Annotated in this window: 20 protein-coding genes and 1 tRNA gene; 10 read left to right on the top strand and 11 right to left on the bottom strand. The window is 31.7% G+C overall.

Features of this window, described 5'->3' with window-relative positions; all coding sequences use genetic code 11:
* Positions 1–120: 120 nt before the first annotated feature.
* Positions 121–1,257 (top strand): sensor histidine kinase, encoded by a 1,137-nt coding sequence (locus tag EU92_RS01475; protein ID WP_032514545.1) that lies wholly within the window; start codon positions 121–123, stop codon positions 1,255–1,257.
* On the opposite strand, the gene EU92_RS01480 is transcribed toward EU92_RS01475, so the two are convergent.
* The gene (locus EU92_RS01480) at positions 1,235–1,975 is read right to left on the bottom strand and encodes an adenosylcobinamide-GDP ribazoletransferase (RefSeq protein ID WP_032514543.1); all 741 of its coding nucleotides are present in this window, start codon (positions 1,973–1,975) and stop codon (positions 1,235–1,237) included. The genes EU92_RS01475 and EU92_RS01480 overlap by 23 nt on opposite strands.
* A 98-nt stretch (positions 1,976–2,073) precedes the next feature.
* Between EU92_RS01480 and tgt the strand changes: the two genes are divergently transcribed.
* Together tgt and EU92_RS01490 are read left to right on the top strand one after the other, a co-directional pair.
* A complete protein-coding gene (tgt, locus tag EU92_RS01485; RefSeq protein ID WP_032514541.1) occupies positions 2,074–3,192 on the top strand; it encodes a tRNA guanosine(34) transglycosylase Tgt in 1,119 nt (372 codons plus the stop codon).
* A gap of 33 nt (positions 3,193–3,225) precedes the next feature.
* Positions 3,226–3,366 carry a photosystem II reaction center protein K gene (locus tag EU92_RS01490; RefSeq protein WP_011375837.1) on the top strand — a complete coding sequence of 47 codons (141 nt, stop codon included), beginning with the start codon at positions 3,226–3,228 and terminating at the stop codon, positions 3,364–3,366.
* Positions 3,367–3,391: 25 nt separating this feature from the next.
* Here EU92_RS01490 and EU92_RS01495 read toward each other — a convergent pair whose 3' ends face one another.
* The 3 genes from EU92_RS01495 to EU92_RS0109250 all read right to left on the bottom strand — a co-directional run bounded on the left by EU92_RS01495 (position 3,392) and on the right by EU92_RS0109250 (position 5,807).
* A complete protein-coding gene (locus EU92_RS01495; RefSeq protein WP_032514540.1) occupies positions 3,392–4,396 on the bottom strand; it encodes a Gfo/Idh/MocA family protein in 1,005 nt (334 codons plus the stop codon).
* A 51-nt stretch (positions 4,397–4,447) separates the two neighbouring features.
* A complete protein-coding gene (locus tag EU92_RS01500) occupies positions 4,448–5,716 on the bottom strand; it encodes a hemolysin family protein (protein ID WP_032514539.1) in 1,269 nt (422 codons plus the stop codon).
* A gap of 18 nt (positions 5,717–5,734) precedes the next feature.
* Positions 5,735–5,807 (bottom strand) — tRNA-Ile (locus EU92_RS0109250).
* 141 nt (positions 5,808–5,948) lie between these two features.
* Here EU92_RS0109250 and pyrE point away from each other — a divergent pair.
* Positions 5,949–6,509 (top strand): orotate phosphoribosyltransferase, encoded by a 561-nt coding sequence (pyrE, locus tag EU92_RS01505; RefSeq protein ID WP_032514538.1) that lies wholly within the window; start codon positions 5,949–5,951, stop codon positions 6,507–6,509.
* Positions 6,510–6,519: 10 nt separating this feature from the next.
* Complete coding sequence (locus tag EU92_RS01510; protein WP_032514537.1) at positions 6,520–7,356, top strand: folate-binding protein YgfZ; 837 nt, start codon at positions 6,520–6,522, stop codon at positions 7,354–7,356.
* On the opposite strand, the gene EU92_RS01515 is transcribed toward EU92_RS01510, so the two are convergent.
* Complete coding sequence (locus EU92_RS01515) at positions 7,342–8,760, bottom strand: TM0106 family RecB-like putative nuclease (protein WP_032514535.1); 1,419 nt, start codon at positions 8,758–8,760, stop codon at positions 7,342–7,344. The genes EU92_RS01510 and EU92_RS01515 overlap by 15 nt on opposite strands.
* 80 nt (positions 8,761–8,840) lie before the next feature.
* Here EU92_RS01515 and EU92_RS01520 point away from each other — a divergent pair, with 80 nt between their 5' ends.
* Together EU92_RS01520 and rdgB are read left to right on the top strand one after the other, a co-directional pair.
* Positions 8,841–10,295, top strand: coding sequence for a phosphoglucomutase/phosphomannomutase family protein (locus EU92_RS01520; RefSeq protein ID WP_032514534.1), 1,455 nt, complete (start codon positions 8,841–8,843; stop codon positions 10,293–10,295).
* 2 nt (positions 10,296–10,297) lie between these two features.
* Positions 10,298–10,873, top strand: coding sequence for an RdgB/HAM1 family non-canonical purine NTP pyrophosphatase (rdgB, locus tag EU92_RS01525; RefSeq protein WP_032514802.1), 576 nt, complete (start codon positions 10,298–10,300; stop codon positions 10,871–10,873).
* A gap of 2 nt (positions 10,874–10,875) precedes the next feature.
* Here the strand turns inward: rdgB and EU92_RS01530 are convergent, their stop codons facing one another.
* The 3 genes from EU92_RS01530 to fabI all read right to left on the bottom strand — a co-directional run bounded on the left by EU92_RS01530 (position 10,876) and on the right by fabI (position 13,841).
* On the bottom strand, positions 10,876–12,360 hold the full coding sequence (locus EU92_RS01530) for a carotenoid oxygenase family protein (protein WP_032514801.1): 1,485 nt from the start codon (positions 12,358–12,360) through the stop codon (positions 10,876–10,878).
* Between the two features lie 72 nt (positions 12,361–12,432).
* Positions 12,433–13,038 carry an imidazoleglycerol-phosphate dehydratase HisB gene (gene hisB, locus EU92_RS01535; protein WP_032514533.1) on the bottom strand — a complete coding sequence of 202 codons (606 nt, stop codon included), beginning with the start codon at positions 13,036–13,038 and terminating at the stop codon, positions 12,433–12,435.
* Positions 13,039–13,058: 20 nt separating this feature from the next.
* Entirely contained in the window at positions 13,059–13,841 is a 783-nt protein-coding gene (gene fabI, locus EU92_RS01540) for an enoyl-ACP reductase FabI (protein ID WP_032514532.1), read from the bottom strand.
* A 104-nt stretch (positions 13,842–13,945) separates the two neighbouring features.
* On the opposite strand from fabI, the gene EU92_RS01545 reads away from it, so the two are divergent.
* Entirely contained in the window at positions 13,946–14,539 is a 594-nt protein-coding gene (locus EU92_RS01545) for a thioredoxin family protein (RefSeq protein WP_032514531.1), read from the top strand.
* A gap of 52 nt (positions 14,540–14,591) precedes the next feature.
* Entirely contained in the window at positions 14,592–15,785 is a 1,194-nt protein-coding gene (locus tag EU92_RS01550; protein WP_032514529.1) for a DegT/DnrJ/EryC1/StrS family aminotransferase, read from the top strand.
* Here EU92_RS01550 and EU92_RS01555 read toward each other — a convergent pair.
* The 3 genes from EU92_RS01555 to folK are packed head-to-tail and all read right to left on the bottom strand — an operon-like array spanning position 15,782 to position 18,391.
* Positions 15,782–17,218, bottom strand: a complete 1,437-nt coding sequence (locus tag EU92_RS01555; RefSeq protein ID WP_032514528.1) for an FAD-binding domain-containing protein — start codon at positions 17,216–17,218, stop codon at positions 15,782–15,784. The two genes, EU92_RS01550 and EU92_RS01555, sit on opposite strands and share 4 nt — an antisense overlap.
* Positions 17,215–17,778: an NUDIX hydrolase gene (locus tag EU92_RS01560; protein WP_032514800.1), complete on the bottom strand. Its 564-nt coding sequence runs from the start codon at positions 17,776–17,778 to the stop codon at positions 17,215–17,217. Before EU92_RS01560 ends, EU92_RS01555 begins: the two co-directional genes overlap by 4 nt.
* Before the next feature lie 43 nt (positions 17,779–17,821).
* Positions 17,822–18,391 (bottom strand): 2-amino-4-hydroxy-6-hydroxymethyldihydropteridine diphosphokinase, encoded by a 570-nt coding sequence (gene folK, locus EU92_RS01565; protein WP_032514527.1) that lies wholly within the window; start codon positions 18,389–18,391, stop codon positions 17,822–17,824.
* A 49-nt stretch (positions 18,392–18,440) separates the two neighbouring features.
* Here folK and bchD point away from each other — a divergent pair, with 49 nt between their 5' ends.
* On the top strand, positions 18,441–20,615 hold the full coding sequence (gene bchD, locus EU92_RS01570) for a magnesium chelatase ATPase subunit D (RefSeq protein ID WP_032514526.1): 2,175 nt from the start codon (positions 18,441–18,443) through the stop codon (positions 20,613–20,615).
* Positions 20,616–20,621 lie beyond the last annotated feature (6 nt).

Here is a 20,621-nt window from a genome sequence, read left to right as displayed (position 1 = left end):
AAATATTCATATTTAAGGCTGGCGAAAGTCAGACCTCTTTATATATCTTAATACTTTTTTCAGATTTTACAAGCCTTTTTCAAATTTTTCTCTAAAAATTACTCAAAATTTCATTAAATTATGAATCTCTCTAAAAAATTTGAAGAACTAATCTTAAAACAGCTTGAGAGTTTTGGATGCTCGATGGGAGTGACTCATTTGGTTATGTATCTTGCTTCAGCTAAACAAGGTACTAAAGCCACTTTCGAAATGATTGGACAATGGCCACAAATTGATAGGATTTTAATTTCAATAGAAGATGATCCTTCATTAAAAGTTTCTTCTCCTAATAGAAGATGGTACCCTTTGCAAGAAAACGATATTCTACTTGGTGTTCTTAGGGTGGAAACTGATTTGAAAGGTGGAGATTGGCCAGTTTCACTTGATTCTAGATTAAAAGCCCTTTCACTATCTTTAGCTAAATGCGTTTCTATCGAATTAGAACGTCAAAATAAAAATAAAGAAATCAATTATTTAAAAAATCAGGTTAATGTTGTAATCCATCAATTAAGGAATCCATTGGCTGCCTTGAGAACATACGCAAAATTACTAATAAAAAGACTTGGTTCAGATTATGATTCTATTGAAATAGTCGAACGTATGCTGATAGAGCAAAAACAAATTAATCAATATATGAACTCTTTTGAGCAATTAAATGAACCTATTCATCTTCCTCTAGAGATAGGAGAAGAAAGATTATTGTTGCCCCCAAATTTAGATAATAAGAAGGAAATAACTGTTCAGAGTTTATTGAGGCCTATTTTAGAAAGAGGCGAGGCTAATGCGAAATTAGATAATAGAGACTGGTCCGAACCTTCTCTTTGGCCAGATTGGACTTTATCGCCAGTAAAGGGAAAATATGTTGTAATTGCTGAGATTGTTGCCAATTTATTAGAAAATGCTTTTAAATATGCTCAAAAAGGTTCTGAGATTGGAATAATCATAACGAGTAAAGGTATATGCATATTTGATGATGGGAAAAAAATATCAAAAAATGAAAATGAGAAGATTTTTCAAAAAGGCTTTAGAGGAGCTGCTTCTAAGAAGAAGGATGGCACTGGGGTGGGACTTTTCTTAGCGAGGAAATTAGCACAACAAATAGGGGGAGAGTTGAACTTGCTTGAAAAGTCCTCAATTAATAATGTTGATGAATTGAAAAATCTTAAGAAGAAAAATATTTTCTATTTAGAACTTCCTACAACAGAATTGCATTCATAAATAACATCGCGGTTTCTACAAGAACGACACTTGCACCGCAAGCATCTCCATTGAAACCTCCAATTTTTTTCCCTAGCATATTTGGAACAGAATAACTTAAAAAAATACCAATCAAAATAAGAAATAAAAATTTAATTAAAATTGTTTGGGAAGTTATTGAAATTAATTGGCAAGCAATAAAGATGAAAAGAAAACCCATGGAAATCAGAGATTCTTTTTTAAATCCATTCCAGAACTTTTTGTGATTAATAGATTTTTTCTTATAACTAATATATTCAAACTTTTCTATGAAGAATAAGTTTGAAAATCTTCCCCAAAATAAGCATATTGGTAAAACAAAAATTATTTGGTTTTGAATCTTTAGTAGGCAAGCAATCTGAATTAATGTTATGAAAACTAAAGATTGCACACCGAAGGAGCCAACTTTACTATCTTTCATAGCTTTTAGGCGTTTCTTTTTGCCAGCAAAAATTCCATCAAAAGTATCCATTAAACCATCAAGATGTAGACCACCAGTTATTAAATATCCAGACGCCAAGCAAATGAATCCACAAGAATAAATGGACCATGAAGTTGCTCTTAAAAAAATAAAAATACAACTCTGTATTATTCCAATAAAAAAACCTATAGATGGTGCAAATTGTGCAATATTTTTAAATTCGGGATTAATTAGAGGTATTTTTGGAAGTGTCGTGTAGAAAATCCAAGATCCTGCCAAATTTTTTATTAAATATTTTGCGATGAGATCAAAATGGCTTCAATAATTAATAATAGGTTAGATTAATAAAAAAGGTAAAGAAAATTTTATGATTAATCGTGTTTGAATTTGAAATTACATCAAATTGTAGTAATACAGATGCAAGAACTGGTATATTTCATACCTTACATGGTCAGGTAAATACTCCTAGATTTATGCCTGTGGGCACTTTGGGTACTGTTAAAGGTATTTCATCAAAACAGTTAGCCTCTACTGGATCAGAAATGATTCTTTCTAATACCTTCCATCTTCATTTGCAACCTGGAGAAAAACTAGTTAAAGAAGCTGGTGGTATCCATAAATTCATTAATTGGTCTAAGCCTATACTTACTGATTCTGGCGGATATCAAGTTTTTAGTTTAGCCAAATTGAATAATATTTCTAACAAAGGGGTCGAATTTAAGAATCCCAGAGATGGTAGCCATGTTTTTTTGTCACCTGAAAAAGTAATGCAGATACAAATGGATCTTGGTTCTGATATCGCGATGGCTTTTGATCATTGCCCTCCGCACACAGCTAATGAAAATGATATAGAAGACTCCTTACAAAGAACTCATTTATGGTTGCAAAAATGTGTTGATAGTCATCAAAAGTCTAATCAAGCATTATTTGGAATAGTTCAAGGTGGGAAATATCCGAAATCAAGAGAAAAAAGCGCTAAATTTATAAGCTCTTTTGATCTACCTGGAATAGCTGTAGGAGGGGTCAGCGTTGGAGAGTCAGTTTCAGAAATACATAGTGTAATTAATTTCGTTCCGAAATTCCTACCAAGAAATAAACCAAGATATTTAATGGGAATTGGTTCTTTAAGTGAAATTTCTTTAGCTGTTGCAAGAGGTTTTGATCTATTTGACTGTGTGTTACCTACAAGACTTGGAAGACATGGAACTGCATTTTTTAACGATGAAAGATTGAATTTACGAAATGCACGATTTAAAAATGACTTTTTCCCGATTGACAAAACTTGTAAATGCGAAACCTGCAAGTCCTATTCTCGTGCATATTTGCATCATCTAATTAGAAATGACGAAATATTAGGTCTGACCCTCATCAGTTTGCATAATATCCATCATTTAATAAGATTTACCAATGCAATTTCTAATGCAATTAAAGATAATTGTTTTACAATTGATTTCGCTCCTTGGAAAACATCCTCTATTGCTCACCATACATGGTAACGTCTTATCATAATTATTTAAATTATTAAAAAGGTGCTCATTCTATTTAATACATTCGCTGAATTGCCTGAGGCTTACAAGGCTTTTGCTCCAACTGTTGATGTCCTTCCTCTAATTCCTTTATTTTTCTTTTTATTGGTATTTGTTTGGCAAGCTGCAGTTGGATTTAAATAAATTCTTATCGTTAAGATAGGTAATCTTAAAAGGGATTTTCAAGTAAAATTGCATCTCCAGAATTTTCTACAGCACACTCTATAAAATCAGCAATTTTTAAAGCTCTTGAGGCTTGCTCACCATCTACCTCAGGTTTTTCTTTGCCTTGAACACATTTTAGAAAATGCTCCAATTCTGCATAAAGAGGCTCAATGGAAGTTGTGCTAACTTCTTCGACATACCCATCATTTCTATAAACTAATTCGCCATGATCTGCTGTGTATGATTCATGAGACTTGCGATGAATTTGTAGAGAGTGATTTAAGAAATCAGTTTCTACCAAACCATTTTGGCAGTGAGCACTTAAACTTCTAATCTTTTTGTGACTCATTTTGCTCGCCGTTAAGCTTGCAATAACATTGTTTTGAAAAACTAAAGTAGCATTTACATAATCTATTAATCCTTCGTTATTTCTGCCTCCAACAGCTGCTAATTTTTGTATTTTGGAGTTTACAAGCTCTAAAATAAGATCAATATCATGAATCATTAAATCCATTACTACAGATACATCATTAGCTCTATCTGCATGAGGACTATGTCTTCTTGCTTCCAAAACAACAATTTCTTCATTGTGAACTATTTTATTTAATTCTCTAAAAGCAGGATTAAATCTCTCAATATGCCCAACTTGTAAAAGACAATTACTTTTATTAGCAGCATCTATTAAAGATTTTGCTTCTAACTCGTTAGCGGCAATTGGCTTTTCAATTAGAACGTTGGTAGCACTCTTGAGACAATCTAGTCCTACTTTTTGATGAAGTAGTGTTGGGACAGCTATACATATTGCATCAACTTTAGGGATTAATTCCTTATAGTCTCTGAACCATTCACATTGAAATTGCTCAATAGCTAACTTGCCTCTCTCTTCATTAGGATCTGCAACTCCAACGAGATTTGCATCTTTGAGTAAACTTAGTACCCGGGCATGATGCCAGCCCATATTTCCTATACCTATGACTCCAACCTTTACCGGCGATGAGGTTGGTTGCATAATTTTGAATCCATTTATTTAAATATTATTATCCTCTATGGTGAACCGCATTTAGCTTTTGGGGAAAATTATTTTAACACGATCAATTTTTGGACCTGACATAGAAATAACTTCAAATTTAATTTTATTAAAATTTAAAACATCGCCAATTTTTGGAACCATTTGAAATTTTTCTAGCAAAAATCCAGCAAGGGTATGATAGTCTGCACCTTCAGGGATCGTACATCCTAACTTTTTATTGATATCTATAATTTCTGATTTACCAGCTATTGACCATTTTTTAGAAAAATTATCTAACATTTTCATATCTGAATAAATTCTATTATTAAGCATTTCCTCTCCAACGATTTCGCCATTCAGATCAGCTGCAGTTATAAGCCCCTCAGTCCCACCATGTTCATCTACTACTAGTAAAAAAGGATTGTAGTCTCTGACTATTGGTAATATTTCTGCTAAAGAGCATGTTTCTATTATTTTTGTAACTGGTAAAAGGAAGGGCTCCAATAATGTATCCGCTTCCATTTCGCTCTTTGATATTGGCTTAGCTAAATAACGCAAATCTAATACACCCAATACATCATCTAGAGACTCGCCAATCACAAAGAACCGCGCGTGACGAGTTTTATCTACTTGTTTCATAAGTTCTGCAAAGGTTATGTTTTTGGGCAAAGTTACCATTTCAGATCTTGGAATCATTACTTCTTTAACTTGTGTATCTTTTAAAGCAAAAACTCCTTCAAGTATATTCTTCTCATCTGGTTTTAAACCTGTAACATTATCAGTTTCTATAAGAGTTTCTAATTCGCCTACAGATAAACCCGAATTTAAAGAATCCCATTTGCTATTAAGATTGAATAAACCTAAACAGGCGCTGGCAAAGAATTCGATTATCGTAACTATAGGTTTCATCGCCTTTCTAACTGCATCGAATATGGTGGTTAACTTTAGTGCAGCAGATTCTGGATTGTTAATTACTAGGGCTTTAGGAATTAGTCCAGAAACAAGAGTTACAATTAACACCACAAATAAAAATAATAGAAGATCATAAAATCTATTTGGTAAAATATTTCTTTCCCAATAGTCATTCGCAATGCTATTGCTGAGCCATCCAATTGCAATTAATGAGACTGTTACTCCAAATTGAGAAGCAATTAAGGAAGATCTAAATCGTTTTTGAATTTTTAAAATTGAAAATGCCCCTTTCTTTTTTTCTTCTATTAGCCTTAAAACTTTACTTGGCCTTATCAATAAAAAAGAAAGTTCACTTGCTGCAAAAAAAGCTGGGAAAAATAAAAGAAATAAAAGTAGAGTTATTTTCATTCAATGACAAATGAATAATGGGGGTGGCGAGGATCGAACTCGCCTTAGCCAAATTATGAGTTTGGTGCATTCACCAGATTGCTACACCCCCAAGGGAATTTATGTAATTTTAATTACATTGAATTTCAATATACAATATAAAAATAATATTTCAAAAAACACCTTATTAGTAAGTTTTTGTGAGATTTCTTCTTTTTCTTCTAATCTTTAAATATAAATTTAACTTTTACTAATGGGTAATTTTTCGGAAAAGTATGATTTAAATAAAGCGAAATTGTTAAAACAGTTAATTGACAAATCTTATAAGAAAGGAAACTTCACTTTAGCTTCTGGTAAAAAAAGCAGTCATTACCTTAATTGTAAACCAGTCTCCCTAAATGGCGAAGGTCTAAACTTAATAAGTGATTTATTTTTAGAGTTAAAGGACTCAAGGTCAAAAGCTGTAGCGGGACTAACATTAGGCGCAGATCCTCTTGTGAGTGGATTAATAGTTACGGCAGCTTCTCAAGGCATAGATCTTAATGGTTTAATAATCAGGAAAGAAATCAAGAGTTATGGTACCAAGGCTGGAATAGAGGGACCTAATTTAGAAAGAGGAACTTTGGTAACTGTTTTAGAAGATGTAGTTACTACTGCTGGTTCAGTGATAAAGGCCATAAAAAAGTTACGAGAAAATAATTATGTTGTTAAGGAGGTTTTGTCTATTGTAGATAGAAAAGAAGGGGGATACGAAGCACTTGATAATGAGAATGTAAACTTAAAAAGTCTTTTTACAATAAAGGACTTTTTATAATCATCTTAAAATGCAAGATATTAAAAAGATTTTTTGGCTTGAAAAATTTGATTCTTTTTACGTGTCTGGGAAAGATGCCAAAAAATTTTTAAATGGAATAACTACTGGCAATATTCTAAATGCAGAAAATCAAGTTATTAAAACTTGTTGGCTAACTCCAAATGGAGTCTTAAGGTCAATAATTGAAATTATTTTTTTTGAAGATAAATTAGAAGTAATTATCTTGGCTGGCAATGCAAGTGAAATAATTGATTTCTTTAATCAAATTATTTTCCCAGCGGATGATGTATTTCTAAGTGAACCTTTATCGGTAAATAGAATTCAAGAAATTGATGAATTAAGTTCATGGAAAACTTATAAACCTATTTTCTTTAAAAATAATGATAAAGAATTTGAAATATATAAAAAAAAATTAAATTTGCTGAATTCTAATGATTTAAAACATTGGAAGATTAATCAGGCTATACCAGCCTTAGATATGGAAATAAATGGAAAAAATAATCCTCTTGAGCTGGGAATGAAAGATCTTATAGATTTTAATAAAGGTTGTTACTTAGGACAAGAAACTATGTCAAAAATAAAAAATGTTTCTTCTTTAAAACAGGAAATAAGAGTCTGGAAATCATTTGACTCTGATTTTAATTTAGAAGTTGAAGATAAAAATTTATACACAAATTCTGCTAAAGAAAATTCTGTAGGCAAAATAACTAGTTTTTGCAAATCAGCTTCTCATGTAAAAGGCTTGGCTATGATAAAAAGGAAATATTTAGTAGAGGGAAGTTATTGTTATTCGGAAATTTTTGGAAAAATTATTATAAATAAATCTGTTGGATCAAATTTCCTTTAACTGATTTGAGATTAACCATTTCGCGATATGAAGTGTAGCCAAACAATCATCTTTATTATATTTGATAATTTTTTTTAGAAAAATTTCGTTATTTGTAATTTGATATTGAATCCACCAGTAAAGGGCTTTCGATCCGTTTACATTTTTCTGGTTCCATTTAAAATCTAGCCAATTAGACACCGATTTTAAGCTATAGTTTTTTATTGGTAATATCCAAGAATTTCTTATTAAGGTATGTAAGTCTATGAACCTTGATTTAAGTAAATCAATTTCCTCAAAACTGAAATTTAATTTTTTAGCAATATTAATTATTGCAATTCTCTCAGTCTCTCCATAATGTAAAATTGACCATTCCTTATTTGAAAAAAGCAATCTAATAATTTGTTTGTAAGATTCCTCTTTATCATTTTTGAGATTTAATATTGGTTCATAAATAAGATTTTCTTTTTTTGTTAATAAATTATTTACTTTTAAAAATCCATATAAAAAGTCATGATTAATGTCTGGATTTGACTCAATATCAAAGACATAGAATCCTGAAACTGTTTCCTCTATGAGAGGGAAAGAATTATTGTTGTTAGGAATGAAAAATGGTTTTCCAGAAATATATGCTTGTGCTTGCTTTATAAATTTCGAGGCTTTTTCGTACTTTTTTTCGTTAAATTTAGATAATTTCTCTCCAAGTTCTTTTTCGCTAAAAGAAGCTAATTTTTGAATATTAAATATCCCATTTGATTTAAGTAATGAAGCCGTTTTAGATCCTATTCCATCTAGATCTGTTAGATATCCATTTTCTTTTGCTTCATTTTCACAAAAATTTTGCCATGAGCAAATAGTACATTTTTTTCTATCTTGAGTTATTTCAGGAATCAATCCCTCCAAGGATTCATCCAAACTCAATAAAACATTTAAAACTTTTTTTCTTAGTTTTTTATTCAAATACATTTCTTCAACATTGATTTTATTGCCAAAGTTTGAAATTACTAATCCTTTTTCAATTTTAGATTCTTGAAATGTGCTTAATAAAATTGAACTAAAAGTTAAATCGAATAAATGTTCTTTAGTAGTTCTGTGGCCTAATTTATAAACAGCAGGTAAATATTTATATTTCCCCCATTTACTTTTACCTACTGTCTTTACAAGTAATTGGGGATTTATCTCTGCGTTAATATTCTGAAAAAAATCCCCTTTAATTTTAAATCCAATTACCCCCTTGGCCCCCTTCTGGCAGGCTTTTAATCCTGTATATATTTCACCATTACAAAACTCAGAGAAAACTTGATACTGATTAATCTTATCTATGGCTTTATGAGGAGACCAAATTTCAAGAGACTTATTTCCTTTGAAATCTAGCCAAGCTTTTCTCTTGCATCTTATAAAACTTTTTAAATAATGATTATTCAAATTATTTTTTTAAAGTTGGTTTAAATTTTTACTTATATAAATTAATATAGATATTTAAAGATATTAAGGAACTCTTTAATTTGCTAGCTGAAACATTAAATAAAATAAAATTTGGAACTGATGGTTGGAGAGGAATAATTGGATTTGATTTTAATCTCTTCAATCTTTCGAGAGTTGTTGTAGCGGCCTGTCAAGAGTTACATTATCAATACTATAAAAAAGTTAATTCAAAGAAAATTCTAATTGGATATGATCGCAGATTTATGGCAAGTGAATTTGCCAAGCAAATAGTTCCTTTTGTAAAAGGATGTGGTTTTGAACCGATCCTATCTAATAGTTTTGTCACTACTCCGTCTTGTAGTTTTTATGCCAAAGAAATGAGGTATTTGGGGGCTTTAGTTATTACAGCAAGTCATAATCCATATAATTGGTTGGGTCTAAAAATAAAAAGTTTTAATGGATGTTCTGTTGATGAATCTTTTACAAGTGAAATTGAAAAAAGATTAACGCTTGGTAATCCAATAGATAAAATAGAGGCTTCTTATGAACTTGCAGATGTAAAGAAGTTTCATTTGGATAGAATTAAATCTCTTTTTGATATTGAATTTATTGCCAATGAATTGAAAAAAATGAAAATGAGAATTTTTGTCGATCCTATGCATGGTTCGGCTGCAAAATGCATCACTGAGATTTTTGGTTCTAATGATTTAGGAGTAGTTTCAGAAATCAGAAAAGATGCCGATCCTTTATTTGGAGGAACTCCCCCTGAACCTCTTTTAAATTATCTAGATGATTTAAAAGAAACACTTATGAAAAACTCAAAAAATGAAGTGAAAACTTTAGGAATTATATTTGATGGTGATGGTGACAGAATTGCAGCTATTGATGAAAAAGGGAGATACTGTAGTACACAAGATTTACTCCCATACTTTATTAGCTATTTGGGAGAAATTAATGATAGTTCTTATCCAGTTTTAAAAACAGTTAGTGGTTCAGATATTATTAAAAATATTTCAGAGAGTCAAAATAGAGATGTTTTTGAACTTCCAGTTGGCTTTAAATATATTGCTGAAAAAATGATTAAAGAGAAAATATTTATTGGAGGAGAGGAATCTGGAGGAGTTGGTTTTGGTGACTTTATGCCTGAAAGAGATGCTTTATATGCGGCAATGATTTTACTTAATGGAATTGCTAAAAAATCTCAATATTTATGCGAAACTTTAGATCAAATTCAAAAAGATTTTGGACCAAGTTTCTATAAAAGAATTGATATTAATTTCCCAAATCAGTTAGAAAAAAATTACGTTAAAGAATTCATTATAAATAATATTCCTGAGAAAATTAATAATCACAAAATAATAAATATCTCAAAGATTGATGGAATAAAGTTGAGAATCAATAAAAATTTTTGGCTTCTTTTTAGGTTCTCGGGAACTGAACCTCTTTTAAGGTTGTATTGTGAGTCACCAAAAGAATCTTATCTAGATGAGGTATTAGAGTGGGGCCAAAAATTTATAAATTTAGCAAGAAAATAACAATGAAAAAATTATATTTAGCTAGTAAGAATAAGGGGAAAATTGAAGAATATAAGAAATTGCTCTCAAGAGTTAATTGTCAATTATTACTTCAACCAGAAACATTAGAAGTTGAAGAGGACGGTTTAACATTTAGAGATAATGCAATTAAAAAAGCTAATGAAGTTTCTATAAAAACTAATAATTTCTCCATAGCAGATGATTCTGGAATTTGTATTGAAGCATTAGATGGAAAACCAGGTATTTATTCATCAAGATATGCAGAAAATGATCAAAAAAGAATTGAAAGAGTTTTAAAAGAACTTAATGGAGTTCATAATAGAAGTGCTTTCTTTATTGCCAATATTTGTGTTTGTTCTCCAAATGGTGAAGTAATTATAGAATCTGAAGCTAAATGTTATGGAAATATTATTTTAAAACCAAGAGGAAATGACGGTTTTGGGTATGACCCAATTTTTGAGGAGAGTTCTACCAGATTAACTTTTGCAGAAATGAATAATTTAGTTAAAGACTCTATTAGTCATAGAGGTAAGGCAATAAAAAAAATTATTCCAGATTTGCTTGAAATTTTTTCTTGAATTTAATTAACCCAAGATCCATGAAGGCCATGAGGAATTGAAATGGGTAATTCATAAACTGCTAATTCTTTTAAGTCTTTTGCGTCTAAAATCACTAAATCGCTTCCTCTTCGTTCTCCATTCCATAAAAGTATAAATAAAAATCCTTCATCTTCTTTAGAAGAAATTTCTGATGGAATCATAATTGGTTCACTTACAAATCCACTTGGACCTGCTGACCAATAAATCTCTTCCTTTGAAATTAAATTTATTTTTTTTATTGCTTGAAGTGGACCGTTCCCAAGCTTTTGAGATGTGCTTGCCATCCAACTAAAAGTTGCCGTTAATCCTAAATTTCTTGGATTAACAACGGCAAATTCACAACATTGTTTACTTATAGTTTCAAGTGCACTAGTTTTTTTCTTTAGGTCAATAGTTGATCTTTTTAGTTTTCCTTCTGGATATTTATTAAAGTCAATATCCCTAAAGTTCTCATCTGGACCAACTGATGGAAAATCATCATAAAAAATACTATCTAATATTATTTCGGAATCTTTTTCATATGCATTTACATGATGAAAAACAAAACCCTCCGGAGCATCGATTACTAATGGTGGTTGACCTTTAAACAATCCACTTTCTCTAGGTATGATAAAAAACTTTGCTTTCTTATTTGGATTCGATTTTAAACATTGAGCCGCCCCTTTTTGACCCATCAAAAATGGAAGAGGGTTGAAGTCGATAGCATTTTGTAAGAATATTGCCCAATTAGGGGTAATTGCGAAATCATGAAGGAATGCAAACCCATTAAAAGTATCTTTTCTATCTATTAAGAGCTCACCAGCATTTTCACCGGCATTATTAAATTCCATTAATCTAATGGTACTTTTTGGCCCGGTTTGAACTCCAAAAGTGACTAAGAGTTCTGAAGATGCATTTGAGTTTAGGTCTATCTTGGGGTGAGCACTGAATGCTTCGTTAGGCTTTAGTACCCCCTTTAATGTTGTTAAACCAATAGTGTCAAGGCTTTCAGGATCTAATGCATGTGGTCCAGCTGCTTCCCATAATGCAAGAACTTCATTCCCTAATTTAACAACATGAGTATTAGCTATATTTTTAAATTTTAGGTCTAAAGCATTTTTTAAAATACCTCCATTTTTTTGAGTCCCAAAAACACCTCTGTAAATAAATTTATTTATTTTTTCTTCTTCCAAATAACCTTTTGTTTTTACAAATCTATTGGTCAAAAATGGCTGACCATTCTCGAATTTTATGGATGTGATCATCCCATCTCCATCAAATGGATGGTGAACCCATTGTCCACCTCTCTCTAATATCCCAGGACCATTCCTTAATAAAGTTCCATTTAAATCTTTAATATTCTCACCTTTGCTAATTGTTAGCGGTACCTTTGTTAACTCTTTTTCTACATTTTTATAAGCACTAGACCAATCTTCCTTATTAAAACTTTGAATTTTATTAATTTTTTTATCTTGTAAATTTGTCACAATTAAATGATTACTATAATCATTTTCGCCAAAAATCAACTTAATTGTGGCTTATTCGAAAAAATTCCTATTTTATTGATTTTCTAGCATTCCTTTACTGCTTGGAACTGAATTAGATCTTCTTAGATCTATTTCAGAAGCCATTCTCATTGCTCTTGAAAAAGCTTTAAAGCAAGCCTCAACTATATGATGCGAATTACTACCTCTTATTTGATTAATATGGAGAGTAATACCGCTGTTATTTACGAAGGCAATAAAAAACTCTCTTACTAGTTCAGTATCATAATTTCCTATGCTAGGAGCTTTTAGTTGAAGATCATAAGATAGATGTGGTCTGCCAGAACAGTCCAGAGTGACTTGAACTAATGCTTCATCTAAAGGGGCAAAGAAATGTCCAAATCTGCTTATCCCTTTTCTTTCTCCCAAGGCTTTTGAAAATGCTTTGCCTAATGCAATGCCGACATCTTCATTTGTATGATGATCATCAATATGGGTATCTCCAATTGCTTTTATTTTTAAATCGAATAAACCATGACTCGATATTTGGTGAAGCATATGATCTAAGAATGGTACCCCAGTATCAATGTCGGAAATCCCATCCCCATCTAAGTTTATAAATACAGAAATATCTGTTTCATTCGTTTTTCTTTTTATTTCAGATTGCCTTAGAGTTGACATTTTTATGCAAAAAACTTTGTTTACATTCCATTAATGCAGTAACCCGCATCAACATAAATTGTTTGGCCCGAGATGCCGCTGGAGAGATCACTTAATAAAAAAGCAGCAGTATTACCTACTTCTGTTTGAGTGACTGTTCTTCGCAAAGGAGCCTTTTCTTCAACATTGTGAATCATATCTAAAATGCCACCTATAGCAGAACTCGCAAGTGTTCTTATTGGTCCTGCACTTATTGCATTAACTCTGACTTGTTTTTCGGGTCCAAGTTCTGCAGAAAGATATCTCACTGAAGCTTCTAATGCTGCTTTTGCAACACCCATTACGTTGTAATTAGGAATTGCTCTTTCTGATCCTAGATAAGTTAAAGAGACAACTCCAGCACCATCACTAAAAAGTGGTTTCGCTGCTTTACATAGAGGCGCTAATGAATATGCACTTATATTAAGAGCTCTATCAAAACCTTCTGATGAGGTAGCACTATAATCTCCAATCAATTCGTCACGACCTGCAAATGCCAAGCAGTGAACTAATCCGTCAATTTCTCCCCAATTGTTTTTAATATTTTCAAAGATTTCTTTTATTTGAGATGGATTTTGAACATCAAGAGGTAAAAATAACGATGGGTTTAATGGTTTAGTCAGTTCTTTAACTTTAGATTCGAATCTTCCCTTATCATCAGGCAAATATGTGATTCCTAGTTCTGCACCAGCTTTTGAAAGTTGTTGAGCGATACCCCATGCTATTGAACGATTGTTGGCAATTCCTGTAACGAGAATTTTTTTGCCAGTTAGATTTAGAAGCATTTTGTTTATTATTTCTAATATTCTCCTATATAAAAGTACCTATCTTTACGGATTACTGCAAAATATACAATAATTTTCAAATATAAGAGAAATTTATTTTAATCATGGTCAGAACAAATTCTATGGTAATTGAATTAGGTTTTCAATTGCCTACTTTCGAAATGTTAAATGCTAATTCTTCAAATAATGAATATTTTAATTCTCAAAATCTAGATAATAGGCATTTACTTTTAATGTTTATTTGTGCCCATTGCCCATTTGTTAAATATATTGAAAATCAAATTTACACCTTAAGTAAAGAAATTGAGAAGACTGTTCAAACAGTTGCAATCTCTAGTAATGATATTATCACTCATCCCTCAGATTCTCCTGCAAATTTGAAATTACAAGCACAATTACAAGGATGGAGTTTTCCTTATTTATATGATCAAAATCAAAACTTTGCTAAGGCGTTAAAAGCGGCTTGCACCCCAGATTTTTATCTTTTTTCTAATGGTGGAGAAGGTATTTTTTCATTGTATTATCACGGCCAATTAGATGATAGTAGACCAGGTAATGATATCTCTATATCTGGCGAAGATTTGCGCTCCGCTGTAAGAGATTTGAATCAAGATAATTCTTATCCTTCAAATCAGATTCCATCTTTAGGGTGCAATATTAAATGGACCCCTGGCAAAGAACCTAGTTGGTTTCAATGAATTAATATATTTTTACCCATAGAAATATGTTTAAGGGTTTAATATATTTAATATGCAGATACCTCCATTTACTCTAAATAGGCAGTACCAAGAAATTGGCTCTGAAATAGAGCGTGAGGTTTTTAAAGTTTTAAAAGGGGGCCAATATATTGGAGGAAAAGAGATAAACAAATTTGAGGAAAATTTCTCTAATTTGATTGGCGTCGATAATACTATTGGATGTAACAGTGGAACTGATGCTTTAGTGCTTGCTTTACGTGCATTAGATATTGGTGAGGGGGATGAAGTTATTACCTCATCTTTTAGCTTTTTTGCAACTGCAGAGGCTATTAGTGCAGTTGGTGCTAATCCAATTTTGGTAGATATAGATCCGGAAACTTATCTTATTAATACTGAACTAATAGAACGAGAAATAAATTCCAATACCAAGGCAATTATGCCAGTTCATCTGTTTGGAAATGCAGTAAATATGACATTAATAAAATCATTGGCTCACAAATATGACTTAAAAGTAATCGAAGATTGTGCTCAGGCAACATGCACAATGTGGGAAAATTCTAATGTTGGCAGTATCGGTGACATAGGTTGTTTTAGCTTTTTCCCTACAAAGAATTTAGGCGCTGCTGGAGATGCTGGAGCAGTCACAACATCAGATGAGAAGATTGCCTCCAAAATTAGAGAACTAGCTGTTCATGGAAGTCCAATTAGATATCACCATACTCAAATTGGATATAACAGCAGACTTGATACTGTTCAAGCTGCCATATTAAATATTAAAATTAAATATATTTCAAAGTGGATTAATAATCGCCAAAAAATAGCTAATAATTACTTTGATTTATTAGAAAAAAATTCATTTATTAGTTTTCCTAAAATTAGTTCTGATGCAACCTTTCATTCTTGGAATCAATTCGTCATTAAATTGAGAAATGAAAAATATTTTTTAAATGAAGATTTTTCAAATTTATTTGATACTGATTGTAAAAAATATTATTCGTTAAGGAATTTGGTAAAGCAACAACTTTATGAAAAAGGTATTAACTCAATTATTTATTATCCAATTCCAATTCATGCACAATTAGCATACAAATATAAAAATTTTTCTAGAACAAAACTGATAAATACAGAGAGAATTTGTACAGAAGTTATTAGTCTTCCAATGTTTCCTGAAATTTCTTATGAAGAACAAGTTTATGTGGCGAATAATTTAAATAAAGTTTTAAAAAAATGTATAGAGGAAATTTAAATTTCAGCATAAAGTGATTTAAATAATCTTTGTTGCATATTGTGATTAACGATAGGTCTTGCATAATTATTTTTTTCTAAATTAGATATTTCCCCATTTAATAGATCTGAATTTGACAATTTAGATAATTCAGGAATCCAAGCTTTTATATATTCACAAATTGGATCAAATTTGCTTGCTTGGGTATATGGATTAAAAATTCTCAGTGGTTTTGGATCCATGCCGCTACTTGCGCTCCACTGCCATCCCCCATTATTTGCGGCTAAGTCTCCATCAACTAATATATCCATAAATTTTTTCTCACCCATTTGCCAATTGCAAATCAGATCTTTTACAAGAAATGAAGCGACTATCATCCGACATCTGTTATGCATCCAGCCAGTACTATTTAGTTGACGCATTGCAGCATCAACTATAGGTACACCAGTTTCGCCGTTGCTCCAAAGCTGAAACCATTCATTATTATTTTGCCACGGAAATTGATCCCATTTTTTTCTATATGGACCCCTCTCTAGTTCTGGGAAATGAAATAAGCAATGTTGATAAAATTCCCGCCAAACAAGTTCTTTTTGCCAAGTTTCAATTGATAAATAGTTTTTATGACTTTCAAAACTTGAATTTAAATTTAATGTTGCGTTCCAAACTTTTCTAATGCTGATGGTCCCGAATCTTAGAGATGCACTTAAAAAAGATGTTCCATTATATGAAGGAAAATCTCTTGCAGAATTATAAGAAAAAATTTTTTTTTTGTTAATAAACTCTCTTAATAAAGTTTCTGCACCCTTTTCACCAGGTCTGCAGGGACAAATTTTAGCTCCAGAAAATTTGATATTTTTAAGAAATTTCTCCAGTACCAAATCAGATGATTTTATTTTCTGATTTTCTTGAAATTTATTATCCATATCTTTAAAAATTAAATTTTGTTTATCTTGTTCATATGAACCTAATAAATTCATTTTTGATTTAAGGTTTTTATAAAATGGACCATAAACAGAATAAGGTTTATTATTTCCTGAAAATATTTTCGAAGGCTCTATTAATAAATGATCCCAAGATTCAATAACTTGAATTTTTATTTCTTTTAAAATTTTTTTTATTTGTAAATCTCGATTAATCTCATAAGGTTCAATTGATTTATTCCAAGCAACAAATTTAGCATCTATTGTTTTTGCTAATTCAGGAATTATTAATACTGGATCTCCCTCTCCTATTAAAAGCCTGCTGCCCATTTTTTTCCAATTATTTCCTAATTCTTGAAGTGTTTTTCCTAGAAACCAAGCTCTTGAATTCGCATTGAAATCAAAGGAATAATTTTTATCCAATATATATGTTGAGGTGATAGCATTTGATAATGAAAATGCTTTTTTTAAAGCTTGATTATCAATGATTCTTAGATCTTTTCTATGCCAGAAAAGTATTCTAGGGTTATTCATAATTTATCTAAAAATTGTTTCGCTCTAAACCAAGCAGTCACAGTTTTTGCGTCAAGAATTTCATCTCCACTAGCAATGAGATCATCTAGTTTGTTGGGATCCAAAATAAGTACTTCTATATCTTCATCTAAATCTCCTTTAACCTCGGACTTTAGTTTGCTTAAATCGCGCGCTAAAAATAAATAGATTTTTTCATCTGCATAGCCAGGAGCTGGGACAAGAGTTCCTAATTCATTCCATTTATCTGCACTAAATCCAGTCTCTTCTTGAATTTCTCTTTTAATTGAATTAATAGGTGTTTCACCTATTTCTAATGTTCCTGCTGGAAATTCTAATAAATATCTAGAAACAGCAAATCTATATTGCCGAAGAATTATAACTTTATTGTCTTTTGTTATTGGTACAGCTAAAGCAGCCCCAGGATGCTTTATATATCCATATTCCCCTTCATGCCCATTTGGAAGTTGGATTCTATTGATTTCAAAACTAAATTTTTTTGACTTCAATTCAGATATTTTTTCTATGAAAATAGATCTTTTTATGAAATTTTTATTAAACATAATTTTAAATAAAATTACCTTAACAGTTATTTTTGCGATTTGTCTATTGACTAATAGACCATCTTGGCTCATCAATTTTTTTTATTTTTTGGCTTCTACTTAAAATCTCAGAAAGTGGAGTAATAACAAAATTACGATTCATAAATCTGGGGTGAGGCAATATTAATTGCTTATCAAATGTATGAAAATCTTCCCACCATAGAATATCTAAATCAAGACATCTTGATAGCCATTTCTTCCCCTTTGGAGTCTTTATTCGTCCAAAAATAATCTCTAGTTTTTTTAGCTTTTTTAAGAGCAATTTTGCGTTTATTTTTGATGGCTTTGGAAAATAATTACTCTTAATAAGGACAAGTGTATTAAGGTAATTTGGCTGTTTATCTTCAACTCCATATGGTGATGTCTCATATATTGAAGACCATAAAAAATTTGGATTAGATTTTCTTTTTTGTTCTTTTTGAGTAATAGATTGATATCCCCACTCTTTCACTATTTCTTCAACTTTTGGTTTGCAAACTAATAATGACTCCAAAGGGCTTCCAAATTTACTATCAATATTTGCTCCGAGGGATATACATAGTCCATTTTTGATATTAAGATTTGATAATTCCACTACAAAAAACAAAGTTATTGGATAAATTCTATATCAGGCATTTTTAAAAGTGATTTTGAACTCAGAATTAAAAAATAAAGAAGAAATAAAAGATTTAATGAACTCAAAGGACTCTTTTAGGGCTTTTCCTTTGGCAGCAATTACTGGTCATAGCTTATTGAAATTATCTTTACTCCTTGCGGCAGTAGACCCTAGTTTAGGCGGCGTAATTATTGCTGGTGGTAGAGGTACTGGTAAGTCTGTATTGGCAAGAGGTTTGCATACTTTGATCCCTCCTATAGAAGTATTAGATACTGAATCGGTCCTGGAAAAGTTAACTAAAAGTAGTACTACTTCATTAAGACCTATTGGTAGGAATCTAGATCCAAATAGGCCAGAGGAATGGGATATCAATACTAATAAATTGTTACAGGAGACAATTGGGAGTGATTACCTTAACCAAATTGAAGAAATTCCTAAAAAAGTAAAAGAGGCACCATTTATTCAAATACCTATTGGAATAACTGAAGATAGACTTGTTGGATCAATTGATGTCGCTGCTTCATTAAATACGGGGGAACAAGTTTTTCAGGCTGGAATTTTAGCAGAGGCTCATAGAGGTGTTCTTTATGTGGACGATATAAATTTATTGGATGAAGGAATTGTGAATTTAATCCTTGAAGCTACAGGAAGAGAGCAAAATAATATTGAAAGAGATGGTTTAAGTCTCTCTCATCCTTGTAAGTCACTTTTAATAGCAACTTATAACCCTCAAGAAGGTGCTTTGAGGGATCATGTTTTAGATCGTTTTGCAATTGTACTTTCCGCAGATCAATCTATTGATAATGCTCAAAGAGTTGAAATTACAAAATCTGTTTTATCTCATGCGGAAAATAATATTAAATTTTCAGAAGAATGGTCTGAGGAGTCTGATAATTTATCTACTCAATTAATTTTGGCAAGGCAATGGTTAAAGGATGTGAAGATAACAAAAGAGCAAATAACCTATTTAGTAAATGAAGCTCTTAGAGGGGGTGTAGAGGGGCATAGGTCTGAATTGTTTGCGGTAAAAGTGGCTAGGGCTAATGCGGCTCTTCGAGGAGATGAGAATGTAAATTCTGATGACCTGAAAGTCGCAGTCAGATTAGTTATCCTTCCAAGAGCCATGCAAATTCCACCTGAAGATGATGATATTCAACCACCGCCTCCAGAGGATCAGAGTCCACCTCCCCCTCCTCAATCAAACAATGATGACTCTGAACCTGATTCTAATGAAAATGAAGATAATCAAGAACAAGAACAAGAGGAAGATAATTCTAATGGAGAAGAAGAATCTACTCCAGAAATACCCGAAGAATTTATATTAGATCCTGAAGCGTGCATGGTTGATCCTGATTTATTACTTTTTTCATCAGCTAAGGCAAAAGCAGGAAATAGTGGAAGTAGATCAGTGATCTTTAGTGATAGTAGAGGAAGATATGTAAAACCTATTATTCCAAGAGGTAAAGTAAAAAGAATTGCGGTAGATGCAACTCTACGAGCTGCCGCTCCTTATCAAAAATCAAGAAGATTAAGGAATCCTGATAAATCAATAATTATTGAAGAAAATGATTTTAGGGCAAAGCTTCTTCAAAAAAAGGCGGGTGCTTTAGTTATTTTTCTTGTTGATGCTAGTGGGTCCATGGCTCTTAACAGAATGCAAAGTGCTAAAGGCGCAGTAATAAGACTTTTAACAGAGGCTTATGAGAATAGAGATGAAGTAGCTCTTATTCCCTTTAGAGGTAATCAGGCCGAAGTTCTTTTACCTCCAACAAGATCTATAACTGCAGCAAAAAGAAGGCTAGAAACAATGCCTTGCGGTGGGGGATCGCCTTTGGCTCATGGACTAACTCAATCAGCGAAAGTAGCAAAAAATGCTCTTTCAACTGGAGATATAGGACAGGTTATTGTTGTGGGGATTACTGATGGGAGAGGAAATGTGCCATTGGGCATATCTCTAGGACAAAATGAAGTTGAAGAAAAAGATAATGAAAATATCAATTTAAAGCAAGAGGTCCTTGATATCGCTTCAAAATATCCAATGCTCGGAATAAAGCTTTTAATAATTGATACAGAGAGGAAATTTATTGCAAGCGGCTTTGGTAAAGAATTAGCAGATGCAGCTAATGGGAAATATGTCCAACTGCCAAAGGCTACAGATAAAGCAATCGCATCTATGGCTTTAAATGCTATAAATGAATTTTAGATATTA

It is taken from the genome of Prochlorococcus marinus str. MIT 9107, assembly GCF_000759855.1.
Classification (GTDB): Bacteria; Cyanobacteriota; Cyanobacteriia; order PCC-6307; family Cyanobiaceae; genus Prochlorococcus_A; species Prochlorococcus_A marinus_N.
Note: the sequence above shows the minus strand (reverse complement) of the source record. Positions and strands in the feature narration are given on the sequence as shown.